At 56.4% G+C, this 21,787-nt stretch carries 18 protein-coding genes; 9 read left to right on the top strand and 9 right to left on the bottom strand.

Annotated elements, in window-relative coordinates:
- Positions 1–6 precede the first annotated feature (6 nt).
- Positions 7–1,308, bottom strand: a complete 1,302-nt coding sequence (locus tag SOM82_RS06780; protein ID WP_320459978.1) for an MFS transporter — start codon at positions 1,306–1,308, stop codon at positions 7–9.
- A gap of 289 nt (positions 1,309–1,597) precedes the next feature.
- On the opposite strand from SOM82_RS06780, the gene SOM82_RS06785 reads away from it, so the two are divergent.
- A complete protein-coding gene (locus tag SOM82_RS06785; RefSeq protein ID WP_320459979.1) occupies positions 1,598–2,671 on the top strand; it encodes a LacI family DNA-binding transcriptional regulator in 1,074 nt (357 codons plus the stop codon).
- Here the strand turns inward: SOM82_RS06785 and SOM82_RS06790 are convergent.
- From SOM82_RS06790 to SOM82_RS06805, 4 genes are all read right to left on the bottom strand, one after another.
- Entirely contained in the window at positions 2,668–3,924 is a 1,257-nt protein-coding gene (locus tag SOM82_RS06790) for a DUF1479 domain-containing protein (RefSeq protein WP_320459980.1), read from the bottom strand. The genes SOM82_RS06785 and SOM82_RS06790 overlap by 4 nt on opposite strands.
- A gap of 151 nt (positions 3,925–4,075) precedes the next feature.
- The gene (locus tag SOM82_RS06795; RefSeq protein WP_320459981.1) at positions 4,076–4,891 is read right to left on the bottom strand and encodes a Cof-type HAD-IIB family hydrolase; all 816 of its coding nucleotides are present in this window, start codon (positions 4,889–4,891) and stop codon (positions 4,076–4,078) included.
- A gap of 165 nt (positions 4,892–5,056) precedes the next feature.
- Entirely contained in the window at positions 5,057–7,489 is a 2,433-nt protein-coding gene (locus SOM82_RS06800) for a formate C-acetyltransferase/glycerol dehydratase family glycyl radical enzyme (RefSeq protein WP_320459982.1), read from the bottom strand.
- A 4-nt stretch (positions 7,490–7,493) separates the two neighbouring features.
- Complete coding sequence (locus SOM82_RS06805; protein WP_320459983.1) at positions 7,494–8,393, bottom strand: glycyl-radical enzyme activating protein; 900 nt, start codon at positions 8,391–8,393, stop codon at positions 7,494–7,496.
- 126 nt (positions 8,394–8,519) lie between these two features.
- On the opposite strand from SOM82_RS06805, the gene fsa reads away from it, so the two are divergent.
- A complete protein-coding gene (fsa, locus tag SOM82_RS06810) occupies positions 8,520–9,182 on the top strand; it encodes a fructose-6-phosphate aldolase (RefSeq protein WP_320459984.1) in 663 nt (220 codons plus the stop codon).
- Between the two features lie 183 nt (positions 9,183–9,365).
- Here fsa and moeB read toward each other — a convergent pair whose 3' ends face one another.
- Together moeB and moeA are read right to left on the bottom strand one after the other, a co-directional pair.
- Positions 9,366–10,118, bottom strand: coding sequence for a molybdopterin-synthase adenylyltransferase MoeB (gene moeB / locus SOM82_RS06815; RefSeq protein WP_320459985.1), 753 nt, complete (start codon positions 10,116–10,118; stop codon positions 9,366–9,368).
- A gap of 1 nt (position 10,119) precedes the next feature.
- Positions 10,120–11,352 carry a molybdopterin molybdotransferase MoeA gene (gene moeA / locus SOM82_RS06820; protein ID WP_320459986.1) on the bottom strand — a complete coding sequence of 411 codons (1,233 nt, stop codon included), beginning with the start codon at positions 11,350–11,352 and terminating at the stop codon, positions 10,120–10,122.
- 229 nt (positions 11,353–11,581) lie between these two features.
- On the opposite strand from moeA, the gene iaaA reads away from it, so the two are divergent.
- From iaaA to gsiD, 5 genes are read left to right on the top strand one after another with little or no spacing between them, the layout of a single operon-like run.
- Positions 11,582–12,520, top strand: coding sequence for a beta-aspartyl-peptidase (gene iaaA, locus SOM82_RS06825; RefSeq protein ID WP_320460073.1), 939 nt, complete (start codon positions 11,582–11,584; stop codon positions 12,518–12,520).
- Positions 12,521–12,531: 11 nt separating this feature from the next.
- The gene (gene gsiA, locus SOM82_RS06830) at positions 12,532–14,403 is read left to right on the top strand and encodes a glutathione ABC transporter ATP-binding protein GsiA (protein ID WP_320459987.1); all 1,872 of its coding nucleotides are present in this window, start codon (positions 12,532–12,534) and stop codon (positions 14,401–14,403) included.
- 33 nt (positions 14,404–14,436) lie between these two features.
- Positions 14,437–15,975, top strand: a complete 1,539-nt coding sequence (gene gsiB, locus SOM82_RS06835; protein ID WP_154127729.1) for a glutathione ABC transporter substrate-binding protein GsiB — start codon at positions 14,437–14,439, stop codon at positions 15,973–15,975.
- A 48-nt stretch (positions 15,976–16,023) separates the two neighbouring features.
- Positions 16,024–16,944 carry a glutathione ABC transporter permease GsiC gene (gene gsiC, locus SOM82_RS06840; protein WP_154127730.1) on the top strand — a complete coding sequence of 307 codons (921 nt, stop codon included), beginning with the start codon at positions 16,024–16,026 and terminating at the stop codon, positions 16,942–16,944.
- Position 16,945: 1 nt separating this feature from the next.
- Positions 16,946–17,857 carry a glutathione ABC transporter permease GsiD gene (gene gsiD / locus SOM82_RS06845; RefSeq protein WP_154127731.1) on the top strand — a complete coding sequence of 304 codons (912 nt, stop codon included), beginning with the start codon at positions 16,946–16,948 and terminating at the stop codon, positions 17,855–17,857.
- Positions 17,858–17,904: 47 nt separating this feature from the next.
- On the opposite strand, the gene rimO is transcribed toward gsiD, so the two are convergent.
- Complete coding sequence (gene rimO / locus SOM82_RS06850) at positions 17,905–19,230, bottom strand: 30S ribosomal protein S12 methylthiotransferase RimO (RefSeq protein WP_154127732.1); 1,326 nt, start codon at positions 19,228–19,230, stop codon at positions 17,905–17,907.
- Between the two features lie 216 nt (positions 19,231–19,446).
- Between rimO and bssR the strand changes: the two genes are divergently transcribed.
- Positions 19,447–19,830: a biofilm formation regulator BssR gene (bssR, locus tag SOM82_RS06855; RefSeq protein ID WP_154127733.1), complete on the top strand. Its 384-nt coding sequence runs from the start codon at positions 19,447–19,449 to the stop codon at positions 19,828–19,830.
- Positions 19,831–19,938: 108 nt separating this feature from the next.
- Positions 19,939–21,057, top strand: a complete 1,119-nt coding sequence (locus SOM82_RS06860) for a PQQ-dependent sugar dehydrogenase (RefSeq protein ID WP_154127734.1) — start codon at positions 19,939–19,941, stop codon at positions 21,055–21,057.
- Here SOM82_RS06860 and SOM82_RS06865 read toward each other — a convergent pair whose 3' ends face one another.
- Positions 21,058–21,684 carry a glutathione S-transferase family protein gene (locus SOM82_RS06865; protein ID WP_154127735.1) on the bottom strand — a complete coding sequence of 209 codons (627 nt, stop codon included), beginning with the start codon at positions 21,682–21,684 and terminating at the stop codon, positions 21,058–21,060.
- Between the last annotated feature and the right edge of the window lie 103 nt (positions 21,685–21,787).

Here is a 21,787-nt window from a genome sequence, read left to right on the forward strand (position 1 = left end):
CCACTATCAGGCGCACTTGGCGCGACGTTCAGCAATAAATGCCACCAGGAAAAAGGCGCCAATCAGGTCAAAGAAACCCATGGCAATGAAGAGTGGGTTAAAGCCAATTTTGTCGGCAGTCACCCCAATTAACAGCGAGAACAGGAAACTGGCGATCCACGCGGCGGAACCGCGCATGCCGTTGACGGTGGCCATCTGGCCTTTATCGAAGGACTCCACCACCAGCGCGCTCAGCATGCAGGAGATGATTTGATGACCAAAGCCGCCAATGGAGATCAGCACGATGGTGATATACGGGTCGCGAGTGATCGCCACGGCGGCCAGCGAGATCATCAGAAATGCACCGGTGACCGAGCTTGCCACGACGGAGTTAACGCGAGTGCAGCCGAACCAGCGGGTATAAAGGCGGGTAAGGTAGCCGCTCACCACGCTGCCGAGATCGGCGGCCAGGAACGGCAGCCAGGCGAACATGGCGATCTGCTTCAGGTCCATGCCGTGCTCTTTGGCCAGATACAGCGGCACCCAGAAACTCAGCACCGCCCAGGCCGGTTCCGCCATAAAGGCCGGGATCGCGATTCCGTAGAAGCGTTTGTTTTTGGAGACGTTTTTCAGGGCGGTCAGGAAGGGCAGTTTGACCGCCGGTGGCTCGTTATCCTGCTTGATGAACGCCAGCTCGTCTTTGCCCAGATTCGGGTGCTGCTCAGGGTTATGGTAGAACGCCCACCACAGAATCACCCACAGCAGGGCCAGTACCCCGGTAAACATAAATGCACCCTGCCAGCCAAAGGAGGCATGGGCAAAGTAGATAATCGGCGGGGCCAGCATCGCACCGATAGAGAAGCCGACGCCTGCCCAACCGGCAGCCACCGGGCGCTCTGATTTCGGGAACCATTCACCGATGGTTTTGGCGTTCGCAGGCGTTGCTGCGGCCTCGGATGCCCCCATAAAGAAGCGCAGTACCGCCAGATGCAGCCAGCTGCTGGCCCCGGCATGGAAAATACACATCAGCGCCCACAGTCCGGCGCACACCATAAAGCCAATCTTCAGACCAATCACATCGATCAGCCAGCCGCACAGAGGCTGGAAAATGGTGTAGGCAATCTGGAAAGCACCAACAATCCATGAGTACTGTTCGGTGGTGATCCCGAGGCTCTCTTTCAGCTCCGGTGCCAGGATGCCTAACGAGTTTCGGGTAATGTAGTTAACGGTGACACCCAGTAAAAACAGCACCAGCACATACCAGCGCAGATTCTTGATGACCCGACGAGTTTTGCTTGCCGCAACGGGGGTATTAATGTCCTGACTCATTTTCGGTCTCCACAAGACGGACGGTAAGGGATGAACGTATCGGATGTCACACAGATTTTTTATGCCTTTGATAATTATCTGTTTTATATTTAAAGTTGCTATACAACTAGTATGGAAGGTGTGTGACAAGTTCACCTTATGCGAGAAAATGAATGGGCAATAGTGGATTTTGTGCAAGATTTCTCATAAGAGGCTTTCATATTTTGTCATCATGCGCTTTAAGCCAGCTATTCACGGAATTTGATACTGTGAAAATTTTTTCATTTAGCAAATGGAGCGAGATCACAAAATGGATAAAAGGCTAAAAATCGCCGAAATCGCCGCCCGTACACAGCTCTCCATTAGCACCGTTTCGCGGGTGCTGGCAGGGAAGGCCAATACCAGCGAAAAAGCGCGTCAAAAAGTGCTGGAGTGCGCGCGGGAGCTGGGGGTGATGGACGGCATGGCGGCCGGCAGATTGCTGCTGAACAGCCTGGTGGTCTTTGCCCCGCAGCGCGCGTTTGATGAGCGATCCGACATCTTTTACTACCGCGTGATTCAAAGCGTGAGCAAAGGACTGGCTTCGCATGAGGTCAGGCTGCGTTATTGTGCGCTGGAGGAGAACGACAGTGACGCGCAGCTTTTTCTGGCGCGAATGAACGAAGCCGATACCCAGGCGGCGATCTTGCTGGGGATTGACGATCCGCACATTCACGATCTGGCCGTCGACATCGGTAAACCTTGCATGCTGATTAACTGTCGGGATCGGCGGATGCGTCTGCCCGCCGTGGCCCCGGATCACCGCGCCATTGGCGAAAGAGCGGCGGAATATCTGTTTGAGATGGGGCACAGAGAGGTGATGAATGTGCTTTGCCTGCGCCGCTATACCATGGAGCTGCGTCTGACAGGGATTCGCGATGCGTGGCAGGGGCATAATCTGGCGTTCAACGATAAACGCGATCTGCTGGTGGTGCCCAGCTTCAGCGCCAAAGAGACCGAGCAACAGGTGAGCGAATGGCTGAGTCAAATGCCGGAAAAATCGCTGCCCACCGCTTTTTTGGTCGGCGGAGATTTTATGGCGGAGGGCACCATTCGCGCGCTGCAAAAACAGGGGCTGCGTGTTCCGCAGGATGTGTCGGTCATGAGTATCGACGGCTTTAATCTCGCTGCCATTCAGGATGTGCCGTTAACCGCTGTGCATGTTCCGCGCGACGAGCTGGGAACCGAAGCGGTGCATATGCTCCAGCAAAGGCTGATGCGCCCGGATGCGCCGGTTGGCACGCTGCTGCTTAATGGCACGCTGGCGGTGCGGGAGTCGGTACGGCGGATACGTCAGGGAAAACGACGCACCGCCGTGGAGCGGGAAGGGCTGTACGACGCTTAGGCCATGCCGAGGGCGCGTTTACCGTGGATGTTGAGATCGTTCACGGTAAAGCGGTCCTGCCAGGTTTTTTCGTAATCTTCACGCGGGAAATCGCCCGGCGATGCCCCGGTTTCCAGCGCGGCTTTCACTTTATTGGCGTAGGCGAGGTTTTTCTCGCACATCGGGGCGGCCGGAATATACATCACGTTACCCCAGCCCTGCTGGTTGTCCACCGGTGCAACCGAGTGAATCACGTCGCAATGCCACCACACGGAATCACCCGCTTCCAGTGCCGGAATGCTGGTCAGCGCTTCGATTAACAGCGGATGCCACTTCTCGGAAATCGGCAGAACGCGCCCCGGCGCCACGCCGCAGAGTTCATCTTCCGGCACATCGTCCAGCAGCGGACGCAGCAGGATATACGCCATTGCCTCGGGAATGGGGACGACGTGGAGCAGGCCCTGATCCGGGATCATATCCGACAGCGCCGTCCAGCCCTGGAAAGTACGGAACACGGAACATTTGGTGGTGTTATCCACCGTGTACTCTTCCACTTCGGTGCGATGCGCCGCATTCCACGGATCGTACCGATCAATATTGCCGTCAAATACGCGGGCAAAAACCTGCTGGTAAGCCGGGAGCAGCCAGCGCTCCAGCGCGCCAGAATCAGTGTGCGCGCCCAAACCTTTGGAGGTGGTTCCCGGCGGGCGGCGGCGAATGCGATCCGGGTAGATCACGCTGACATCAGGATTGAACCACTGTTTGCCGTTGCTCTCGAAAGTCCATAAACGGTTCAGGAACGATTGTACCTGCGCCATCTCTTCACTCTGCCGGGCCTGCATCTGCGCCTGCGACCAGTAGATCGGGAATATCTCCGGGCGCGATGCGGTTAAGGTACCAAAGAAGTTGTCGCCCGGCCCTTTGTAAACATCGTCAAACTGGTTGAGATCAAGATAGTCGAGCATCGAGCGATCCCACGCCAGCGCTTGCTCACGCGGGAAATGACCCTTGATCACCGCGCAGCCGCGACGTTTTACCGCTTCACGCTGTGCCGCGGTGATCTTACCGTGCTTCACGTCTTCAAACGGAATCACTGGCCAGACGGTGTCACCCTGCTTTTTCAGGGCGTTAATTTCTGCCACCCGTGCTGCGATGGTGTCACTCAGCGTGTCGAAAACAGCCTGCACGTCGCCGATCTGGGCACGTAATTCGCGTTTTAACTGGCGAATGGCGGCTTTGTGGTCCGCAGGCAAAATTTCACTGGAGAAGGTCATAACTGCCTCGCTATCTTTCATTCGAAAGTAAAAGTATCTACAAGTGATACTTTAAGTTAAAAATAAGTTAATGCAAGTTTAAAAATATGACGTGAGCCACAGGATGAAAAAAGAGAGGTGTGCCGGAGCGCGTCGCCCCGGCAGAGAGGCGTTAGGCGTTGAAGGGCGCGGTGTTATCGAGCACGGCCTGAATAATATTCAGCGCGCCCTGGTGGTTATTATCATCGGTGTTGAACTGGCTGATGGCCTTGATGCTCTGGGCCGCATTGCCCATGGCGAAAGAGTATTTCACCAGCTTCAGCATTTCCGCATCGTTGCCGCTATCGCCAATGGCCACACACTCCTGCGGAGAGATCGACCAGCGTTTCAGCAGGCGGCTGATTCCGTTCGCTTTGTGTAAACCGGGGATAATCAAATCGACAAAGCCAAAACCGCTGGTGACCGGTTTCATAATGCCGTCCAGCGAGACGTGCAGTTTGTCGATCAGATCCGGAATATCGCTGTCGGGCAGGTTCAGAGAGAACTTGAACAGCACGTCGTCAATCTCGTGATAATCGTTGATGCGCTTTAAACGGTGGTAGTGTTTTGACATCAGCGCGACGAACTCATCGGGCGCATTTTTGCTGACGTAAGCGCTCTCCAGCCCGCAGGCGACAAAATTCAGCTGTTTGTCTTTCAGTAATTCGCCAATCACGATTTGTGATTCGTGACGCGTCAGTTCGCCGTGGAAAATCTGCTCGCCGTGATCGAAGACCAGTGCGCCATTTTCCGCCACGAAGGAAATCTGTTCTTTTAGCTCAGGAAAAAAAGAGATCAGCTGGTAATACTGGTTACCACTGGCCACGACAAACTCAATGTCACGGGCCTGAAGCTGTCGGAATTGCGCCAGAAAGCGGTCACGATCGTACTGCTTGGCATCATCAAGGAAAGTTCCGTCCATGTCGGTGACGATAACTTTTACGGTCATACATTGCTCTCCAGAATATTACTGCGACCAGAAACATTCTAATAACAATGTGACCGAAACCACAAATCTATTTCATTCGAAAGCAAAAACGAAAGTGAAACAGCAACCCAAAGGTTGCTGTTGTACGTGTTGGCCCCCTCTCCCTTTGAGAGAGGGGATACCGCGTTAAAGCGTATGTTCAGTACGCGCGATAATATCGTCCTGCGCGTCCGGCGACAGAGCGGTGAAGAACGCCGAGTAACCCGCGACGCGCACCACCAGATCGCGATACTGGTCCGGATGTTTCTTGGCTTCCAGCAGCGTTTCGCGGGACACAATGTTGTACTGAATATGCCAGCCTTTGTGGACCTCGAAGAAGGTGCGCAGCAGGATCATCAGCTTCTGACGGTCGGAATCATTTTCCAGCGTCGCCGGGTTGAGTTTCTGGTTGAGCAGCACCCCGCCAAGGATCGCTTCGGTTGGGAGTTTCCCCACCGAGCCAATCACCGCAGTCGGGCCGAGATGATCGGTGCCTGATGCCGGGCTGGCCCCTTCCGCCAGCGGGGTGTGCGCTTTACGACCATCCGGCGTCGCCATGGTCGCCGCGCCAAACGGCACGTTCGCGGAGATGGACGACGTACCGGCGTAGTAGTTGCCGCCAATCGGACCACGTCCGTAGCGCGGGTTGTGATACTGCTTCAGTTCTCCGATATAGGTTTCATAGGCGCGGGCCAGCAGTAAATCAACACTGTCATCGTCGTTGCCATATTTTGGCGCGCCGTTGATCAAACGCTGGCGCAGCTGTTCGTGCGTTAATCCTTCGTAATCGTCGGCCAGCGCGGCGGCCAGCTGCTGCTGTCCAATCACACCCTGATCAAAGACCAGTTTTTTCACGGCTGCCAGGCTGTTGCCGAGGTTGGCGATACCCACCTGCAAACCCGATACCCAGTCATATTTCGCGCCGCCTTGCTTGATGCTTTTTGCCCGTTCGATGCAGTCGTCCACCAGCGCCGAGCAGAGAATATCGTGGACGTTCTCTTCGAGCATGGTGTCGACTACGTACTCAATTTCGATCGATTTGCGGGTGTAATAGCGAATCTGGTTATCCCAGGCGGCCAGCATCTCATCGAAGTGGCTGAAGTTCCCCGCCGACAGCGCTTTTTCCTGCGGCAGGAACACGTTACCGCTGGTGGCGTCGCGGCCACCTTCCATCGCCGCCAGCATCACGCGCGCAAAGTTGATAAAACTCATGCCGGTGCAGCGATAGCCCCACTTGCCGCCGACGGCGGTTTCAATGCAGCCAATGGCCGCGTAGTCCCAGGCGTCTTCTTTTTCTACGCCCAGCTTAATGAATTCCGGAATGACGATTTCGTCGTTATTAAACGCAGGCATGCCAAAACCGCAGCGAATCACCTGCACACAGGCGTCGAGGAAGTCGTTGCTCATCCCGGCGTGATAACGCACGCTGAGGTTTGGCTGGGTGGAGCGCAGGCGACCGCAGGATTCGAGAATCGCGTAGGAGAGAGGGTTCACGGCGTCCATCGGCTCGCCGTTGACCAGCGTTTGTCCGCCAATGGTCACGTTCTGATACAGCGGGCTGCCCGCAGAGGCTTTGGAGTGTGACCCGGAGCGGATCTTGTTCACTTCCAGCAGCTTCAGCCAGCAGCTGTGCAGTAATTCAATCGCCTGCTCGCGGGCAAGCGACTGATTCAGTTCAACATCGCGGCGATAGAACGGATAGAGATACTGGTCCATACGGGCAAATGACACCGAGTGACCGTTAGACTCGATTTGCAGGATCAGCTGGATGAAATAGCACAGCTGTAGCGCCTGCCAGAAGGTTTTTGGCGGCTGGTGGGCGATGACATCGCAGTTTTCCGCCATCGCCAGCAGTTCGTTACGACGGCTTTCGCGGATCTCATTGCTTGCCATCTTACGCGCCAGGTCGGCAAAGCGGGTGATGTGCAGACTCACCGCCTCCAGCACAATATCCATTGCTTTCAGGAACTGATCGCCGTGCAGATCGTCCAGCACGGTCAGGTTGATGCGAGTGCGGCGCTCTGCCACTTTGGCGCGCAGGCCATCGAGGCCTTTCTCCAGCAGCAGCGGGAAGTTCACCGCCAGGTGCGCATCACCCGACGTCATATTGCCTTCTGCTTTGATGATGCCGGTTTCCAGCAGGCCCTTTTGCTCGTCGGTAAACATCCCGTAGCAGCGATCCTGAACCGTCTGGCCGCGCCACCACGGGCAGATATCATGCAGCACGCGCTTGTTCTCTTCACTGACGGCAAAGCCAGCGCCGGGGCGGTCGGCCAGATCGTCGATCTCTTTTTCAATCCAGGAAACGGTGTATTCCGGGAAGATGGGCGCAGCGCGCACTTCGCTTGCCTGGTTGCCGATAATCAGCTCGTCGTGCTTGATCCAGATGGTGCGTTTTGCCAGATGATGGGCCAGCGCCAGCGCGCGGCGAACCGGCATCGGTTTATCCAGATGCTGCTGGTACATTTCGGTGTAATGCTGTGCGCGCTCGGTACAGACTGGCGGTTTCACGATATGCACGAGAGCGGTTTTGTGCGCCTTAATGCGGTCTGTCAGGGTGTTCAGATTCAGCTGTGTCATAACGTTATCCTCGTAGGGTCGCAGTTAACCCATTCTGGGCCGCAAACTGTTGGGCAAACTCCAGTAACTCAGGGTTATCGAGCGGTTTGTCAGGAGCAGAATAGGGTTGGCCGAGCAGGGTGTATTTGTTCATGCCAAGGGTGTGGTACGGCAAAAAATGGATATCGCGGACGTTCAGTTCATCAGCGGCGAAAAGGGTGATGGCTTTGATCGACTCTTCGTCAGCGTTAAAACCGGGTATCAGTGGGACGCGGATGGTCAGCTGTTTACCGGCGCCGGCCAGGCGTTTAAGGTTAGCCAGCACCCGTTTTGCCGAGCCGTCGGTCCACTGTTTAAAGACTTTGGCATCGACATGTTTAAGGTCGGCTAGGAACAGATCGATATAGGGCAAAGAGGGTTCAATGTAGTGCCAGGGCACGTGCAGACAGGTTTCAACCGCTGTGTGAACGCCCTGGTCGTGGCTGGCTTTAAACAGAGAATGCGCCAGGTCCGGGTTCATAAAGGGTTCGCCGCCGGAAAGCGTGATACCGCCGCCGCTGCGATCGTAAAAAGGCTTATCGCGCAGAACGGTTGCCATGATCTCTGTAATCTGTTGCTCTTCGCCACAGACCGTCAGCGCCTGGGTCGGGCAGCAGTCGGTGAGGGCGTCAAGATGCGCCTCATTGATCTTTTCGCGGTGAATGATCACTCCGTTCAGCGCCCGGTCGATGATCCCGGGTGCTGCCTGCTGACACAGGTCGCAGCCCGCGAGGCACAGACGCGCATCAAACAGCACATCCCGTGAACGGGAGCGACTCTCCGGGTTCTGACACCAGCGGCAGCCCAGCGAGCAGCCCTTCAGAAAAACCACGGTACGAATACCTGGGCCATCATGAGTAGAGTAACGCTGAATATTGAAGATCATAGTTTCGCCTCTTGTTGCGTATGAAGATTAAATAACTTTCGAATGAAAGTTATTTTGATGTGCGTCAACTCTGAGGTGGGTTTTTACGTGGTAGGGTAATTGCAGGCTAATTTTGAGGGCGACATCATGGAACTTTATCTCGACACATCAGACGTGGCGGCAGTGAAGAAGCTGGCACGGATTTTCCCGCTGGCTGGCGTGACCACTAACCCAAGCATTGTGGCGGCAGGGAAAAAACCGCTGGATGTTCTGCTGCCTGAGCTGCATGACGCGCTGGGTGGCAAAGGCCGACTGTTCGCGCAGGTGATGGCGACCACGGCAGAAGGCATGGTCGAGGATGCGCGTAAACTGCGCGCCATCATTAACGATCTGGTGGTGAAAGTCCCGGTCACGGCAGAAGGGCTGGCGGCAATCAAAATGCTGAAAGCGGAAGGGATCCCTACGCTTGGGACCGCCGTGTACGGCGCGGCGCAAGGGATGCTGTCTGCGCTGGCCGGGGCAGACTACGTTGCACCGTATGTGAATCGCCTGGATGCTCAGGGCGGCGACGGAATTCAAACCGTGGTGGAACTCCAGCAACTGCTGACGCTGCATGCTCCGCAGGCAAAAGTGCTGGCCGCCAGCTTTAAAACGCCGCGTCAGGCGCTGGACTGCCTGCTGGCGGGCTGTGAATCCATCACCCTGCCGCTGGATGTGGCGCAACAGTTTATTAACTCTCCGGCGGTGGATGCGGCGGTAGTGAAATTTGAACAGGACTGGCAGAGCGCGTTCGGACGGACGACTATCTGACGGGGGCAGCCTGATGCTCTCACCCCAACCCTCTCCCACAAGGAGAGGGAGCAAACACAAAAACGGCATCCAGAAGGCTGCCGTTTGCTTTTGCCTTGTGCAGCCTGCTGCCCTCACCCCAACCCTCTCCCACAAGGAGAGGGGGCAAACCCGAAAACGGCAACCAGAAGGCTGCCGTTTGCGTTAACCGCCGCACACCTCACATCCCGGATTGCGCATCAGCTTCATCTCGCGGAACTGACAGGTCATCGCATCGTACATGACGATTTTCCCTGCGGCAGGCGTACCATAACGGGTCAGCACTTTGATGGCTTCCATCGCCTGCAAGGAACCGATCACCCCCACCAGCGGTGCCATCACACCGGCTTCCACGCAGGTCAGGGCGTTCTCGCCGAACAGACGGCTTAAGCAGCGATAACACGGCTCGCCATCCGCATAGGTAAAGACGCTGATCTGCCCCTCCATGCGAATAGCGGCCCCGGAAACCAGCGGCGTTTTATGGGCATGACATCCGGCGTTGAGCTGATTACGGATGCTGACGTTATCGGTACAATCCAGCACCAGATCGTGTTGGGCTATTTGCGCAAACAGCGCGGTTTCATCCAGCAGAGCATTAACAGGGGTGAACTGAACGTTGGGGTTGATTCGCGCCAGGGCGTCGCGCGCCGAGATCACCTTCGGCTCGCCAACGGTCGCGTCGCTGTGCAGCGTCTGGCGCTGTAAGTTCGACACCGACACCGTATCAAAATCCAGCAGCGTCATGCGGCCAACGCCCGCTGCCGCCAGATACTGCGCGGCGGCACAGCCCAGCCCGCCAAGGCCTATGACCAGCACGTTCGCTGCCTTGAGCGCTTCCTGCCCGTCGAAATCAAACCCGCGCAGCACGATCTGACGGTTATAGCGCAGCATCTCCTGATCGTTCAGCTCCACCGCCATCTTAGCCTCCGAACAGATGATTAAAGGCTTCGACCTCAACCCATTCACCGGCTTCAACGTTGCCACGTTCGCGTTCCAGCACGATGAAGCAGTTCCCCTGGCTGAATGAGCTAAAGATATGCGAGCCCTGATGCCCGGTGGTGCTCACTTCCAGCTCTCCGTCGGCGTTTCGCGCCAGCAGACCGCGCTGGAAATCAAGACGACCCGGCGATTTTTTCAGGCGCGTGGCAGCGCGCACGCGCTGACGAGGCGGCATGGCGTGGGCAGTGTTGCCAGACAGTTTCGTCAGCAGCGGCTGTACCAGCTGATAGAACGTCAGCGCAGCGGAGACAGGATTGCCCGGCAGGCCGCAGAACCAGCTGTGCGCCAGTTTGCCAAACGCGAACGGTTTGCCGGGTTTGATCGCCAGCTTCCAGAAGCTGATTTCGCCCAGCTCCTCAAGTATGGTTTTGGTGTAGTCCGCTTCACCCACGGAAACGCCGCCGGAGCTTATTACCACGTCCGCCGTTTTGTCGGCTTCGATAAAGGCGGCGCGAAGTTGCTGCGGATCGTCGGGAATAATGCCGAGGTTAATCACCTCGCAACCGAGCTGCTCCAGCATCAGATGCACCGCCAGACGGTTGGTATCGTAGATTTGCCCCTCTTTTAGTGGCTGACCCGGCAGCTGTAGCTCATCGCCGGTAGAAAACACGGCAACGCGCACTTTGCGCACCACGTCGATCTCTGCAATGCCCAGCGAAGCCAGAACCGGTAATTCAGCCACCGTCAGCCGGGTTCCGGCTGCAAACACGGTCGCGCCCCGGGCGATATCTTCCCCGGCGCGGCGAATATTTTGATGGGTTTTAACGCTGGCGGTAAAACGCACGCCGGCATCCGTTTGTTCCGTCTCTTCCTGCATCACCACCGCATCGCAACCCGCCGGGATGGGCGCGCCGGTCATGATGCGAATGCAGCTCCCCTGCGGCCACTCGCCCGCGAAGGGCTGACCGGCAAAAGCTTTACCGGCGACCGGCAAGGCATTTCCCGCCTGAATATCCGCCAGGCGCACCGCGTAGCCGTCCATCGCTGAGTTATCGAACCCCGGCACGTTGATCGGAGAGACAATGTCACTCGCGGTCACGCGACCAAAGCTGCGCAGTAAAGGCAGCGTTTCGTGCTCTTTAAGCGGGGAAATCGGGTCGAGCATCTGAGCGAGTGCCGTTTCAAGCGGCATCAGTCCGGCGGTAAAATCCATGGGTCACTCCTGCGGGAAAACAACGAAAGCGCCCATTATGGCAGAAAAACAGCCCCGGCTGTATGACTCCATCGGCGTAGAGTCGCTGGCTTTTATCACAGCCAACGGGTCAGACTCTCCCTTTACATCACCGTTGCGTCTTTCTATATTCAAAAATCATCTGAGGTTTCGGCAACGATAATGATATTTATAGAAAAAGCAGCTCCTTTAATCGTGACGGGTGATGGAAATGGTTAATGCGGTCATCGCAATTCACGGCGGAGCAGGGGCCATAACCCGCTCGCGCCTGACGCCTGAGCAAGAAAAACGTTATGTTGATGCGCTGTCCGCGATTGTGGAAGCCGGCCAGCGGATGCTCGAAGCGGGCGAAAGCGCGCTGGATGTGGTCACCGAAGCGGTGCGTTTACTGGAAGAGTGTCCGCTATTTAACGCGGGACTAGGGGCCGTTTTTACCCGCGACGAAACGCATGAGCTCGACGCCTGCGTGATGGACGGCAACACCCTTAAAGCTGGTGCGGTGGCGGGCGTCAGCCATTTACGTAATCCGATTCTGGCCGCGCGGCTGGTGATGGAGCAAAGTCCGCACGTGCTGTTGACGGGAAAAGGAGCGGAGCAGTTTGCTATCGAACACGGAATGGCGTCCGTGCCGCCGGAAACCTTCTCGACGCCGGAGCGCTACCAGCAATTACTGGAGGCTCGTGCGGCGGGAACAACACAGCTCGATCACGCTGCGCCGCTGGATGAGAGCACCAAAATGGGCACCGTCGGGGCTGTCGCGCTGGATAAAGCGGGCAATCTGGCCGCCGCGACGTCAACCGGCGGGATGACCAACAAACTGCCTGGACGGGTAGGCGACAGCCCTCTGCCGGGAGCCGGGTGTTATGCCAACAACGCCAATGTGGCCGTGTCCTGCACCGGTACGGGCGAAGTGTTTATCCGCACGCTCGCCGCATACGATATTGCGGCCTTGATGGATTACGGTAATCTCAGCCTGGCCGAAGCCTGCGAGCGCGTGGTGATGGAAAAACTCCCGGCGCTCGGCGGCAGCGGCGGGCTGATCGCTGTCGATCGGGAAGGCAACGTGGCATTGCCATTTAACAGTGAAGGGATGTATCGCGCCTGGGGTTATGCAGGCGATGCACCCACGACAGGAATTTATCGTGAATAAGGGGGCGATGGGTGCCGCACAATAGAGATCTGGACAGCCAGGAAGTGCTGGCGGTTCATAACCTGAATATCGCGTTTCAGGAAGAGCGGCGGCCCGTACCGGCGGTAAAGCATCTTTCATTTTCTCTCAAACGTGGAGAGACGCTGGCGATTGTCGGTGAATCCGGTTCCGGTAAATCCGTCACGGCCCTGTCGCTGATGCGTTTGCTGGAGCAGGCCGGTGGGATGATCAACTGTGACAGCCTGCTGCTGCGCAGGCGTAACCAGCGGGTGATCAACCTGACGCAAATGAGCCAGTCGCAAATGCAGAGCGTGCGCGGCGCAGACATGGCGATGATCTTCCAGGAACCGATGACGTCTCTCAATCCGGTCTTTCCGGTGGGGGAGCAGATTGCCGAGTCGATTCGACTGCATCAGGGTTTACACCGCGAGGCGGCGCTGGCGGAGGCCAGGCGAATGCTGGAGCAGGTTCGCATTCCTGAAGCAGAAGCGATTCTGTCGCGTTACCCGCATCAGCTTTCGGGCGGAATGCGCCAGCGCGTCATGATTGCGATGGCACTCTCCTGTCGTCCGGCGGTACTGATTGCTGATGAGCCGACAACGGCTCTCGACGTCACCATTCAGGCGCAGATCCTGCAGCTCATCAAAGTGCTGCAACAAGAGATGGAAATGGGGGTGATTTTTATCACTCACGATATGGGCGTAGTGGCGGATATCGCTGACCGGGTGCTGGTGATGTACCAGGGCGAAGCGGTGGAAACCGGTAGCGTGGAACAGATATTCCACGCGCCGAATCATCCGTACACCAAAGCGCTTTTGGCGGCGGTGCCGCGTCTGGGGGCGATGAACGGCAGCGACTTACCGCGCCGGTTCCCGCTGATTGCGCAGGGCGAACCGTCACATCAGGCAGCGGAAACCGAACAGGATACGGTCGTACCGGGCGAACCTATTTTACAGGTCCGCGATCTGGTCGCACGATTCCCGGTGCGCAGCGGGATCTTCAACCGCATCAAGCGCGAAGTACATGCGGTTGAAAACGTGAGTTTTGATTTATGGCCGGGCGAGACGCTGGCGCTGGTGGGTGAGTCGGGCTGTGGTAAATCGACCACCGGGCGGGCATTGCTCAGGCTGGTGGAGTCGCAGGAGGGAGAGATCACCTTCAACGGCAAGCGCATCGACACGCTGCCGACTGGCAAATTGCAGTCGCTGCGTCGGGATATTCAGTTTATCTTCCAGGACCCCTACGCTTCGCTCGATCCGCGACAGACGGTCGGCTATTCGATAATGGAGCCGCTGCGGGTGCATGGTTTGTTGCAGGGCGAAGCGGCGCAACAGCGCGTGGCCTGGCTTCTGGAGCGCGTGGGTTTAAAGCCGGAACATGCGTGGCGTTATCCGCACGAGTTTTCCGGCGGGCAGCGTCAGCGGATCTGCATTGCCCGCGCGCTGGCGTTGAATCCCAAAGTGGTGATTGCGGATGAATCCGTCTCGGCGCTGGATGTCTCTATTCGCGCGCAGATTATTAATTTATTGCTCGATTTACAGCGCGAGATGGGCATTGCCTTTTTGTTTATCTCGCACGATATGGCGGTGGTGGAGCGCATCAGCCATCGCGTGGCGGTGATGTATATGGGGCAAATCGTCGAGATTGGTCCGCGCCGGGCAGTGTTTGAAAATCCTCAGCACCCTTACACCCGTAAACTGATGGCGGCTGTTCCGGTCGCCGATCCGACGCACCGGCATGGCCAGCGCGTGCTATTGCAGGATGAGATGCCGGGGAATATTCGTAAACGCGGGGAGCCGCCGCAGCGCGTCGTTCTGCGCGAAGTCGGTCCCGGCCATTTCGTCGCCCTTCCGCGTCAGGATAATGCATTTTCGCGGTTATAACGTTTGACAGACAGGGAACAACAGGAGAATACAATGACAAAATATGTTGCTCGTTCATGGCTGTTAGCCGCGAGCGTGACGGCAGCGCTGGCGACAGCGCCCGCGTTTGCCGCCAAAGATGTGGTGGTTGCCGTGGCATCCAACTTCACCACGCTTGATCCGTATGACGCCAACGACACCTTATCGCAGGCGGTGGCGAAGTCGTTCTATCAGGGGCTGTTTGGCCTTGATAAAGAGATGAAGCTGAAAAATGTGCTGGCAGAAAGCTATACCGTCTCCGATGACGGGCTGGTCTACACCATCAAGCTGCGCAGCGGCGTGAAGTTCCAGGATGGGACTGATTTCAATGCTGAAGCCGTGAAGGTGAACCTCGATCGCGCCAGCAATAAAGAAAACAGCCTCAAGCGCTACAACCTGTACAAAAATATCGCCAGCACGGAAGCCGTCGATCCGACGACGGTGAAAATCACCCTCAAAGAACCGTTCTCGGCCTTTATCAATATTCTTGCCCATCCGGCGACAGCGATGATTTCGCCAGAGGCGCTGAAAAAATACGGCAAAGAGATCGGCTTCCACCCGGTTGGTACCGGGCCGTATGAGCTGGTGACCTGGAATCAGACCGATTTTGTGAAGGTGAAGAAATTTGCCGGTTACTGGCAAAAGGGGCTGCCGAAGCTCGATACCATTACCTGGCGTCCGGTAGTGGACAACAACACCCGTGCGGCGATGCTGCAAACCGGCGAGGCGCAGTTTGCCTTCCCGATCCCTTACGAGCAGGCTGCGATTCTCGAGAAAAACAGCAAACTTGAGCTGGTCGCCAGCCCGTCGATCATGCAGCGCTACATCAGCATGAACGTCACGCAAAAGCCGTTTGATAATCCCAAAGTCCGCGAGGCCATCAACTATGCGATAAATCGCCAGGCGTTGGTGAAAGTGGCCTTCGCTGGCTATGCCACTCCTGCAACGGGCGTTGTGCCGCCCTCCATTGCCTACGCCGAGAGCTATAAACCGTGGCCTTACGACCCGGCAAAAGCGCGCGAGCTGTTGAAAGAGGCGGGTTTCCCGAACGGATTTAGCACCACGCTGTGGTCATCGCACAATCACAGCACCGCGCAGAAAGTGCTGCAATTTACCCAGCAGCAGCTGGCTCAGGTAGGCATTAAAGCGCAACTGACGGCGATGGACGCCGGACAGCGCGCCGCCGAAGTGGAAGGTAAAGGGCAAAAAGAGAGCGGGGTGAGAATGTTCTACACCGGCTGGTCCGCCTCGACGGGCGAAGCCGACTGGGCCTTGTCGCCACTGTTTGCTTCCCAGAACTGGCCGCCAACGCTGTTCAATACGGCTTTTTACAGCAATCCGCAGGTGGATAACGATCTGGCTGAAGCCCTGAAAACCACCAAACCAGAAGAGAAAAAACGCCTGTATAAAGAGGCGCAGGATACGATCTGGCAAGAGTCGCCATGGATTCCGCTGGTGGTAGAGAAACTGGTTTCCGCCCATAACAAGGCGCTGACGGGTTTCTACATCATGCCGGATACGGGCTTCAGTTTTGACGACGCGGACTTGAAATAACAGAACTCACTCCCGCAGGCGACGGCTTGCGGGATGAGAGGAAAAGGCATGTTGAACTATGTTTTTAAGCGCCTGCTGGGGTTGATCCCGACGCTGCTCATTGTGGCGGTGCTGGTGTTTTTGTTTGTCCATATGCTGCCGGGCGATCCGGCGCGATTGATTGCCGGGCCTGAAGCGGATGCCACGGTCATCGAGATGGTGCGCAAGCAACTCGGGCTCGATCAGCCGCTGTATGTGCAGTTCTGGCACTACATCACTCACGTTGTACAGGGCGATTTCGGCACATCGATGGTGTCTCGTCGTCCGGTCTCGGAGGAGATTGCCAGCCGGTTTATGCCCACATTTTGGCTGACGCTTGCCAGCATGATTTGGGCGATGCTGTTTGGCCTGGCGGCCGGGATTATCGCCGCGGTCTGGCGTAATCGCTGGCCGGATAAGCTGGGAATGGCGCTTGCCGTCACCGGGATCTCCTTTCCGGCGTTCGCGCTGGGCATGCTGCTGATGCAGATTTTCTCGGTCGAGCTGGGCTGGTTGCCAACGGTCGGCGCAGATACCTGGAAGCACTACATTTTACCGTCTCTGACTTTAGGGGCAGCGGTCGCGGCGGTGATGGCGCGTTTTACCCGCGCTTCGTTCGTGGATGTGCTGAGCGAAGACTACATGCGCACCGCGCGGGCCAAAGGTGTCAGCGAAAAGTGGGTCATCCTGAAACATGGTCTGCGTAACGCCATGATTCCGGTGGTGACCATGATGGGTCTGCAGTTTGGCTTTTTGCTGGGCGGTTCGATAGTGGTCGAAAAAGTGTTCAACTGGCCGGGGCTCGGTCGCTTGCTTGTCGATTCGGTGGACATGCGCGACTATCCGGTGATTCAGGCTGAAGTCCTGCTGTTTTCACTGGAGTTTATTCTTATCAACTTAGTGGTGGATGTGCTGTATGCCGCCATTAACCCGGCAATCAGGTACAAGTAAAATGCGACTGTTTAACTGGCGCCGTCAGGCCATTTTAAACGCTATGCCGGGGCTAAAACCGGACCATATCCGCACCCCGTGGCTGGAGTTCTGGCGGCGATTCCGCCGTCAGCCGGTGGCGATGACCGCTGGGTTGTTTGTGCTGCTGCTGATTGTGGTTGCCATTCTGGCGCCGTGGATCAGCCCTTTCGATGCGGAGAATTATTTTGATTACGATCGGCTGAACGATGGACCGTCGATGATGCACTGGTTTGGCGTGGATTCCCTGGGGCGCGATATCTTTAGTCGCGTGCTGGTGGGGGCGCAAATATCGCTGGCGGCGGGCGTTTTCGCCGTTCTGATCGGCGCGGCAATGGGTACCGTTCTGGGGCTGCTGGCAGGCTATTACGAAGGCTGGTGGGATCGCATTATCATGCGCATCTGCGATGTGCTGTTCGCGTTTCCGGGGATCCTGCTGGCGATTGCGGTTGTCGCCATTATGGGCAACGGGATGGCGAATGTGATCATCGCGGTGGCGGTCTTTTCCATTCCGGCGTTTGCCCGTCTGGTGCGCGGCAACACGCTGGTGCTGAAGCAGCAAACCTTTATTGAATCAGCGCGCAGTATCGGGGCCAGTGACGCCACCATTCTGTTTAACCATATCCTGCCCGGAACGGTGTCATCCATTGTGGTCTATTTCACTATGCGTATCGGGGTGTCGATTATCTCGGCTGCGAGTCTCTCATTTTTGGGTTTAGGCGCCCAGCCACCGACGCCGGAATGGGGAGCGATGCTGAACGAGGCGAGAGCGGATATGGTGATCGCGCCACATGTGGCGATCTTCCCGAGCCTGGCGATCTTCTTCACCGTGCTGGCGTTTAACCTGTTAGGCGATGGGTTGCGCGACGCGCTGGATCCGAGAATTAAAGGCTAAGTGAGTTTCCCTCTCCCCGCCGGGGAGAGGGGGCGTGAGAGAGGGGGTTAAACCCGGCTACCCCACAGATCGTACTCATCGGCGTTTTCAACTTTCACGCGAATGATATCGCCCGGTTTCACTTTCGTTTCACCGTTCAGATAGACTGCGCCGTCGATTTCCGGGGCATCCGCCATGCTGCGGCCAATCGCGCCTTCTTCGTCCACTTCGTCGATAATGACCAGAATTTCGCGCCCGACTTTTTCCTGCAAACGTTCAGCGGAGATCTGCTGCTGCAATTGCATAAAGCGGTTCCAGCGCTCTTCTTTCACCTCTTCAGGGACCTGATCGGCCAGCTCGTTCGCCGTTGCACCCTCTACCGGGCTGTACTTGAAGCAGCCAACCCGATCCAGACGCGCCTCTTTCAGGAAGTCGAGCAGCATCTGGAAATCTTCTTCAGTCTCACCCGGGAAACCGACGATAAAGGTGGAGCGCAGGGTCAATTCCGGGCAGATTTCACGCCACTGTTTGATGCGCGCCAGCTGGCGGTCAACGGAGCCTGGACGTTTCATCAGCTTAAGAATGCGCGGGCTGGCATGTTGCAGCGGAATATCCAGGTACGGCAGGATTTTGCCTTCTGCCATCAGCGGGATGACGTCATCGACGTGCGGATACGGGTAGACATAGTGCAGACGCGTCCAGATGCCCAGTTTCGACAGCTGCTCGCACAGCCCGACCATGCTGGTTTTGACCGGCTCGCCATTGTGGAAGCCTGAGCGATGCTTCACATCAACGCCGTAGGCCGACGTATCCTGGGAGATCACCAGCAGCTCTTTCACACCCGCATCAGCCAGGCGTTTGGCTTCAGCCAGCACTTCGCCAATCGGGCGGCTGACGAGGTCGCCGCGCATCGACGGGATAATGCAGAACGTGCAGCGGTGGTTGCAGCCTTCAGAAATTTTCAGATAGGCATAGTGACGCGGAGTGAGCTTTACGCCCTGTTCCGGCACCAGGCTGAGGAACGGGTTGTGCTTCGGTTTTGGCACATAATGATGCACATGTTCCAGCACCTGCTCATAGCTGTGTGGGCCGGTGATCTCCAGTACCTTCGGGTGAACTTCGCGGATTTGATCGACTTTTGCGCCCAGACAGCCGGTCACAATGACTTTGCCGTTTTCGTTCAGGGCTTCACCGATGGCTTCCAGGGATTCCTGTACCGCGCTGTCGATAAAACCGCAGGTGTTGACAATCACCATGTCGGCGTTGTCATAGCTTGGCACCACGTCATAACCCTCGGTACGAAGTTCAGTCAGGATGCGTTCTGAATCCACTAAATTTTTTGGGCAGCCCAGGGAAACGAAGCCGATTTTAGGCTGCTGCGTCACATTGCTCATAGGTCAAAAATTCATCGTTTATGGAATTATCAGGCGAGATTTTACAGCGTTAAATCGCGGAATAAAACAAGCCGCAGGTACAAGAAAAAGAAGGGTGAGCGTTGTAACATTGTAAATAATGTTAAGGCGTTATTGTTTATTGACCTGACGCATTAAATTGTACAAAAAATATACTTATTCTAATCTTGCACAATGGCTGACAAGGGAGGAAAGAGTATGTCCGTTGACAGACTGAAACGCGATCTGCTGAACAAGCTGATCAATGCCCAAATTGACCTTGCGGCATACCTGCAATTAAGGATGGCGAAAGGGTACATGTCAGTCAGCGAAAGCGACCATCTGCGTGATAATTGTTTTGAACTGAGTGATTACATGCGGCAACAAGCGCCGATCCTGCGGGATCACTACGATGCTGATGAGCAACTTGTCTTGCGCCGTGCGGCTGAATCATTGTCTAAAGCCGCCGTTTGCCTGATGACCGGCCACCAGGATTGTCCAACGTTTATTGCCGTAAGCGCGGAGAAACTGGAACACTGCCTGACGACATTAACGCTGTGCATTATGTGTCTGAAAGAGCACGCCACGCTCGAACAGCACTAAGCTCCGGGGGAGGAAACTCCCCCTTCTGATTAAGCTTTTGTAAAAGTGATAACGCATCCTGACTCGCTAGCTACTCTTTATGCCAAACGTCGAAAAAAGGAGTGCGTTATGCGTCGATCTTCGCTTATTTCTCTGCCTGCTTTATTTCTCTCCGCTTCCGTCATCGCTGCCCCTGCGGCGGTCAAGGTCGATGTCCTGCAAACCAAACTCGATCACCCCTGGTCAATGGCATTTCTGCCCGATAATCAGGGGATGTTGATTACCCTGAGAGGCGGGCAACTGAAGCGCTGGCAGGCGGGAAAGGGGCTGTCAGATCCGATCGTTGGCATCCCGAAAGTCTGGGACAGCGGGCAAGGAGGGCTGTTTGATGTGGTGCTGGCGCCTGACTTTGAAACGTCGCGTCGCGTCTGGCTAAGCTACGCCGAGGCAGGCAGCGATGGTAAAGCGGGGACAGCGGTGGGGTATGGCCGTCTTAGCGACGATCTGTCGCGTATCGAAGCCTTCCAGGTGGTCTTCCGCCAGATGCCAAAACTCTCAACCGGTAACCACTTTGGTGGCCGCCTGGTATTTGATGGACAGGGCCATCTGTTTATTGGACTGGGCGAAAACAACCAGCGACCCACCGCACAGGACCTGGATAAGCTGCAGGGGAAAGTGGTGCGTCTGACCGATGAGGGCAAAGTGCCTGCCGATAATCCGTTTGTCGACAAAGCGGGCGCCCGTCCGGAAATTTGGTCTTACGGTATCCGTAATCCGCAGGGGATGGCGATCAATCCCTGGAGCCAGGCGCTGTGGCTGAACGAACATGGCCCACGCGGCGGAGATGAAATTAATATTCCCCAGAAGGGCAAAAACTACGGCTGGCCGCTGGCGACTCATGGGATCAACTACAGCGGGTTGAAGATCCCGGAAGCCACCGGCGAGCATCACGAAGGCACTGAGCCACCGCTGTTTGTCTGGAAAGTCTCGCCGGCGGTGAGCGGGATGGCGTTTTATAACAGTGATGTATTCCCGCAGTGGAAAAACAAACTGTTTATCGGCGCGCTGAAAGAGAAAGAGGTAATCGTCCTGAGCGTGAATGGCAACAAGGTGAGCGAGGACGGAAGAATTCTGGGGGATAAAGGAAGCCGTATCCGCGATGTACGGGTGGGGCCTGATGGCTATCTGTATGTCTTAACGGATGAATCGGACGGACAACTCCTGAAAGTTAGCCCGTCCGGTGCGTGATTAGCTAACCGGGATCATCACCACTTTCTGGTAGGCCGGGCGCTCGCTTAACTGTTTGATCCAGCGCTCGAGATGCGGGCGCGGTGTCCAGCTCAGGCCGACATTCATCAGGTTCCAGATAAACGGCGCAACGGCGATATCACCCACGCCAAACGCGTTACCCGAGAGCCACGGCCTGTCGGCCAGCGCGTTATCGAGCAGCGCCAGCAGCGTTTCGCAGGTGTCTTGTGCCGCGTGGATAGCCGCGTAATCGCGATCCGCTTCTGGCGTTCTGACCAGTCCCATCAGGATCACGCGGTGTGCCGGGGAGAGCGTCTGGTTTGCCCAGTCCATCCATTTTTCGCCTTCGGCGCGTCTGGCGGGTTCATCGACCCACAGGCGGTTTTGGCCATACTGAGCGGCCAGGTAGCGCACGATGGCGTTGGATTCCCACAACGTCAGGTCGGTTTCATCGTCGCGTAACAGCGGCACCAGCCCGTTTGGATTCATCGCCAGGTAGTCGGCGTCGTTATTCACCCCAAACTGCAAACCCGCCATGACCTGGTTAAACGGTAAATCCAGCTCTTCCAGCGTTAAGAGGACTTTCTTAACATTGGTTGAATTATTCCTGCCCCACAGCGTAATCATAATGACTCCTGAGATAATTAAACAATCCGACTGGTGAATAAATGCCTGCGGTTTCCATGGTGAGATAAACCTAACAATTACGCAACAGATGACAAAAAAATCG

Source organism: Lelliottia sp. CFBP8978 (assembly GCF_034046055.2).
GTDB lineage: Bacteria > Pseudomonadota > Gammaproteobacteria > Enterobacterales > Enterobacteriaceae > Enterobacter.

Excerpts from the sequence above, each read along its gene's own strand:
- SOM82_RS06780 (WP_320459978.1), bottom strand. The coding sequence starts at position 1,308 with ATGAGTCAGGACATTAATACCCCCGTTGCGGCAAGCAAAACTCGTCGG.
- SOM82_RS06785 (WP_320459979.1), top strand. The coding sequence starts at position 1,598 with ATGGATAAAAGGCTAAAAATCGCCGAAATCGCCGCCCGTACACAGCTC.
- SOM82_RS06790 (WP_320459980.1), bottom strand. The coding sequence starts at position 3,924 with ATGACCTTCTCCAGTGAAATTTTGCCTGCGGACCACAAAGCCGCCATT.
- SOM82_RS06795 (WP_320459981.1), bottom strand. The coding sequence starts at position 4,891 with ATGACCGTAAAAGTTATCGTCACCGACATGGACGGAACTTTCCTTGAT.
- SOM82_RS06800 (WP_320459982.1), bottom strand. The coding sequence starts at position 7,489 with ATGACACAGCTGAATCTGAACACCCTGACAGACCGCATTAAGGCGCAC.
- SOM82_RS06805 (WP_320459983.1), bottom strand. The coding sequence starts at position 8,393 with ATGATCTTCAATATTCAGCGTTACTCTACTCATGATGGCCCAGGTATT.
- fsa (WP_320459984.1), top strand. The coding sequence starts at position 8,520 with ATGGAACTTTATCTCGACACATCAGACGTGGCGGCAGTGAAGAAGCTG.
- moeB (WP_320459985.1), bottom strand. The coding sequence starts at position 10,118 with ATGGCGGTGGAGCTGAACGATCAGGAGATGCTGCGCTATAACCGTCAG.
- moeA (WP_320459986.1), bottom strand. The coding sequence starts at position 11,352 with ATGGATTTTACCGCCGGACTGATGCCGCTTGAAACGGCACTCGCTCAG.
- iaaA (WP_320460073.1), top strand. The coding sequence starts at position 11,582 with ATGGTTAATGCGGTCATCGCAATTCACGGCGGAGCAGGGGCCATAACC.
- gsiB (WP_154127729.1), top strand. The coding sequence starts at position 14,437 with ATGACAAAATATGTTGCTCGTTCATGGCTGTTAGCCGCGAGCGTGACG.
- gsiC (WP_154127730.1), top strand. The coding sequence starts at position 16,024 with ATGTTGAACTATGTTTTTAAGCGCCTGCTGGGGTTGATCCCGACGCTG.
- gsiD (WP_154127731.1), top strand. The coding sequence starts at position 16,946 with ATGCGACTGTTTAACTGGCGCCGTCAGGCCATTTTAAACGCTATGCCG.
- rimO (WP_154127732.1), bottom strand. The coding sequence starts at position 19,230 with ATGAGCAATGTGACGCAGCAGCCTAAAATCGGCTTCGTTTCCCTGGGC.
- bssR (WP_154127733.1), top strand. The coding sequence starts at position 19,447 with ATGTCCGTTGACAGACTGAAACGCGATCTGCTGAACAAGCTGATCAAT.
- SOM82_RS06860 (WP_154127734.1), top strand. The coding sequence starts at position 19,939 with ATGCGTCGATCTTCGCTTATTTCTCTGCCTGCTTTATTTCTCTCCGCT.
- SOM82_RS06865 (WP_154127735.1), bottom strand. The coding sequence starts at position 21,684 with ATGATTACGCTGTGGGGCAGGAATAATTCAACCAATGTTAAGAAAGTC.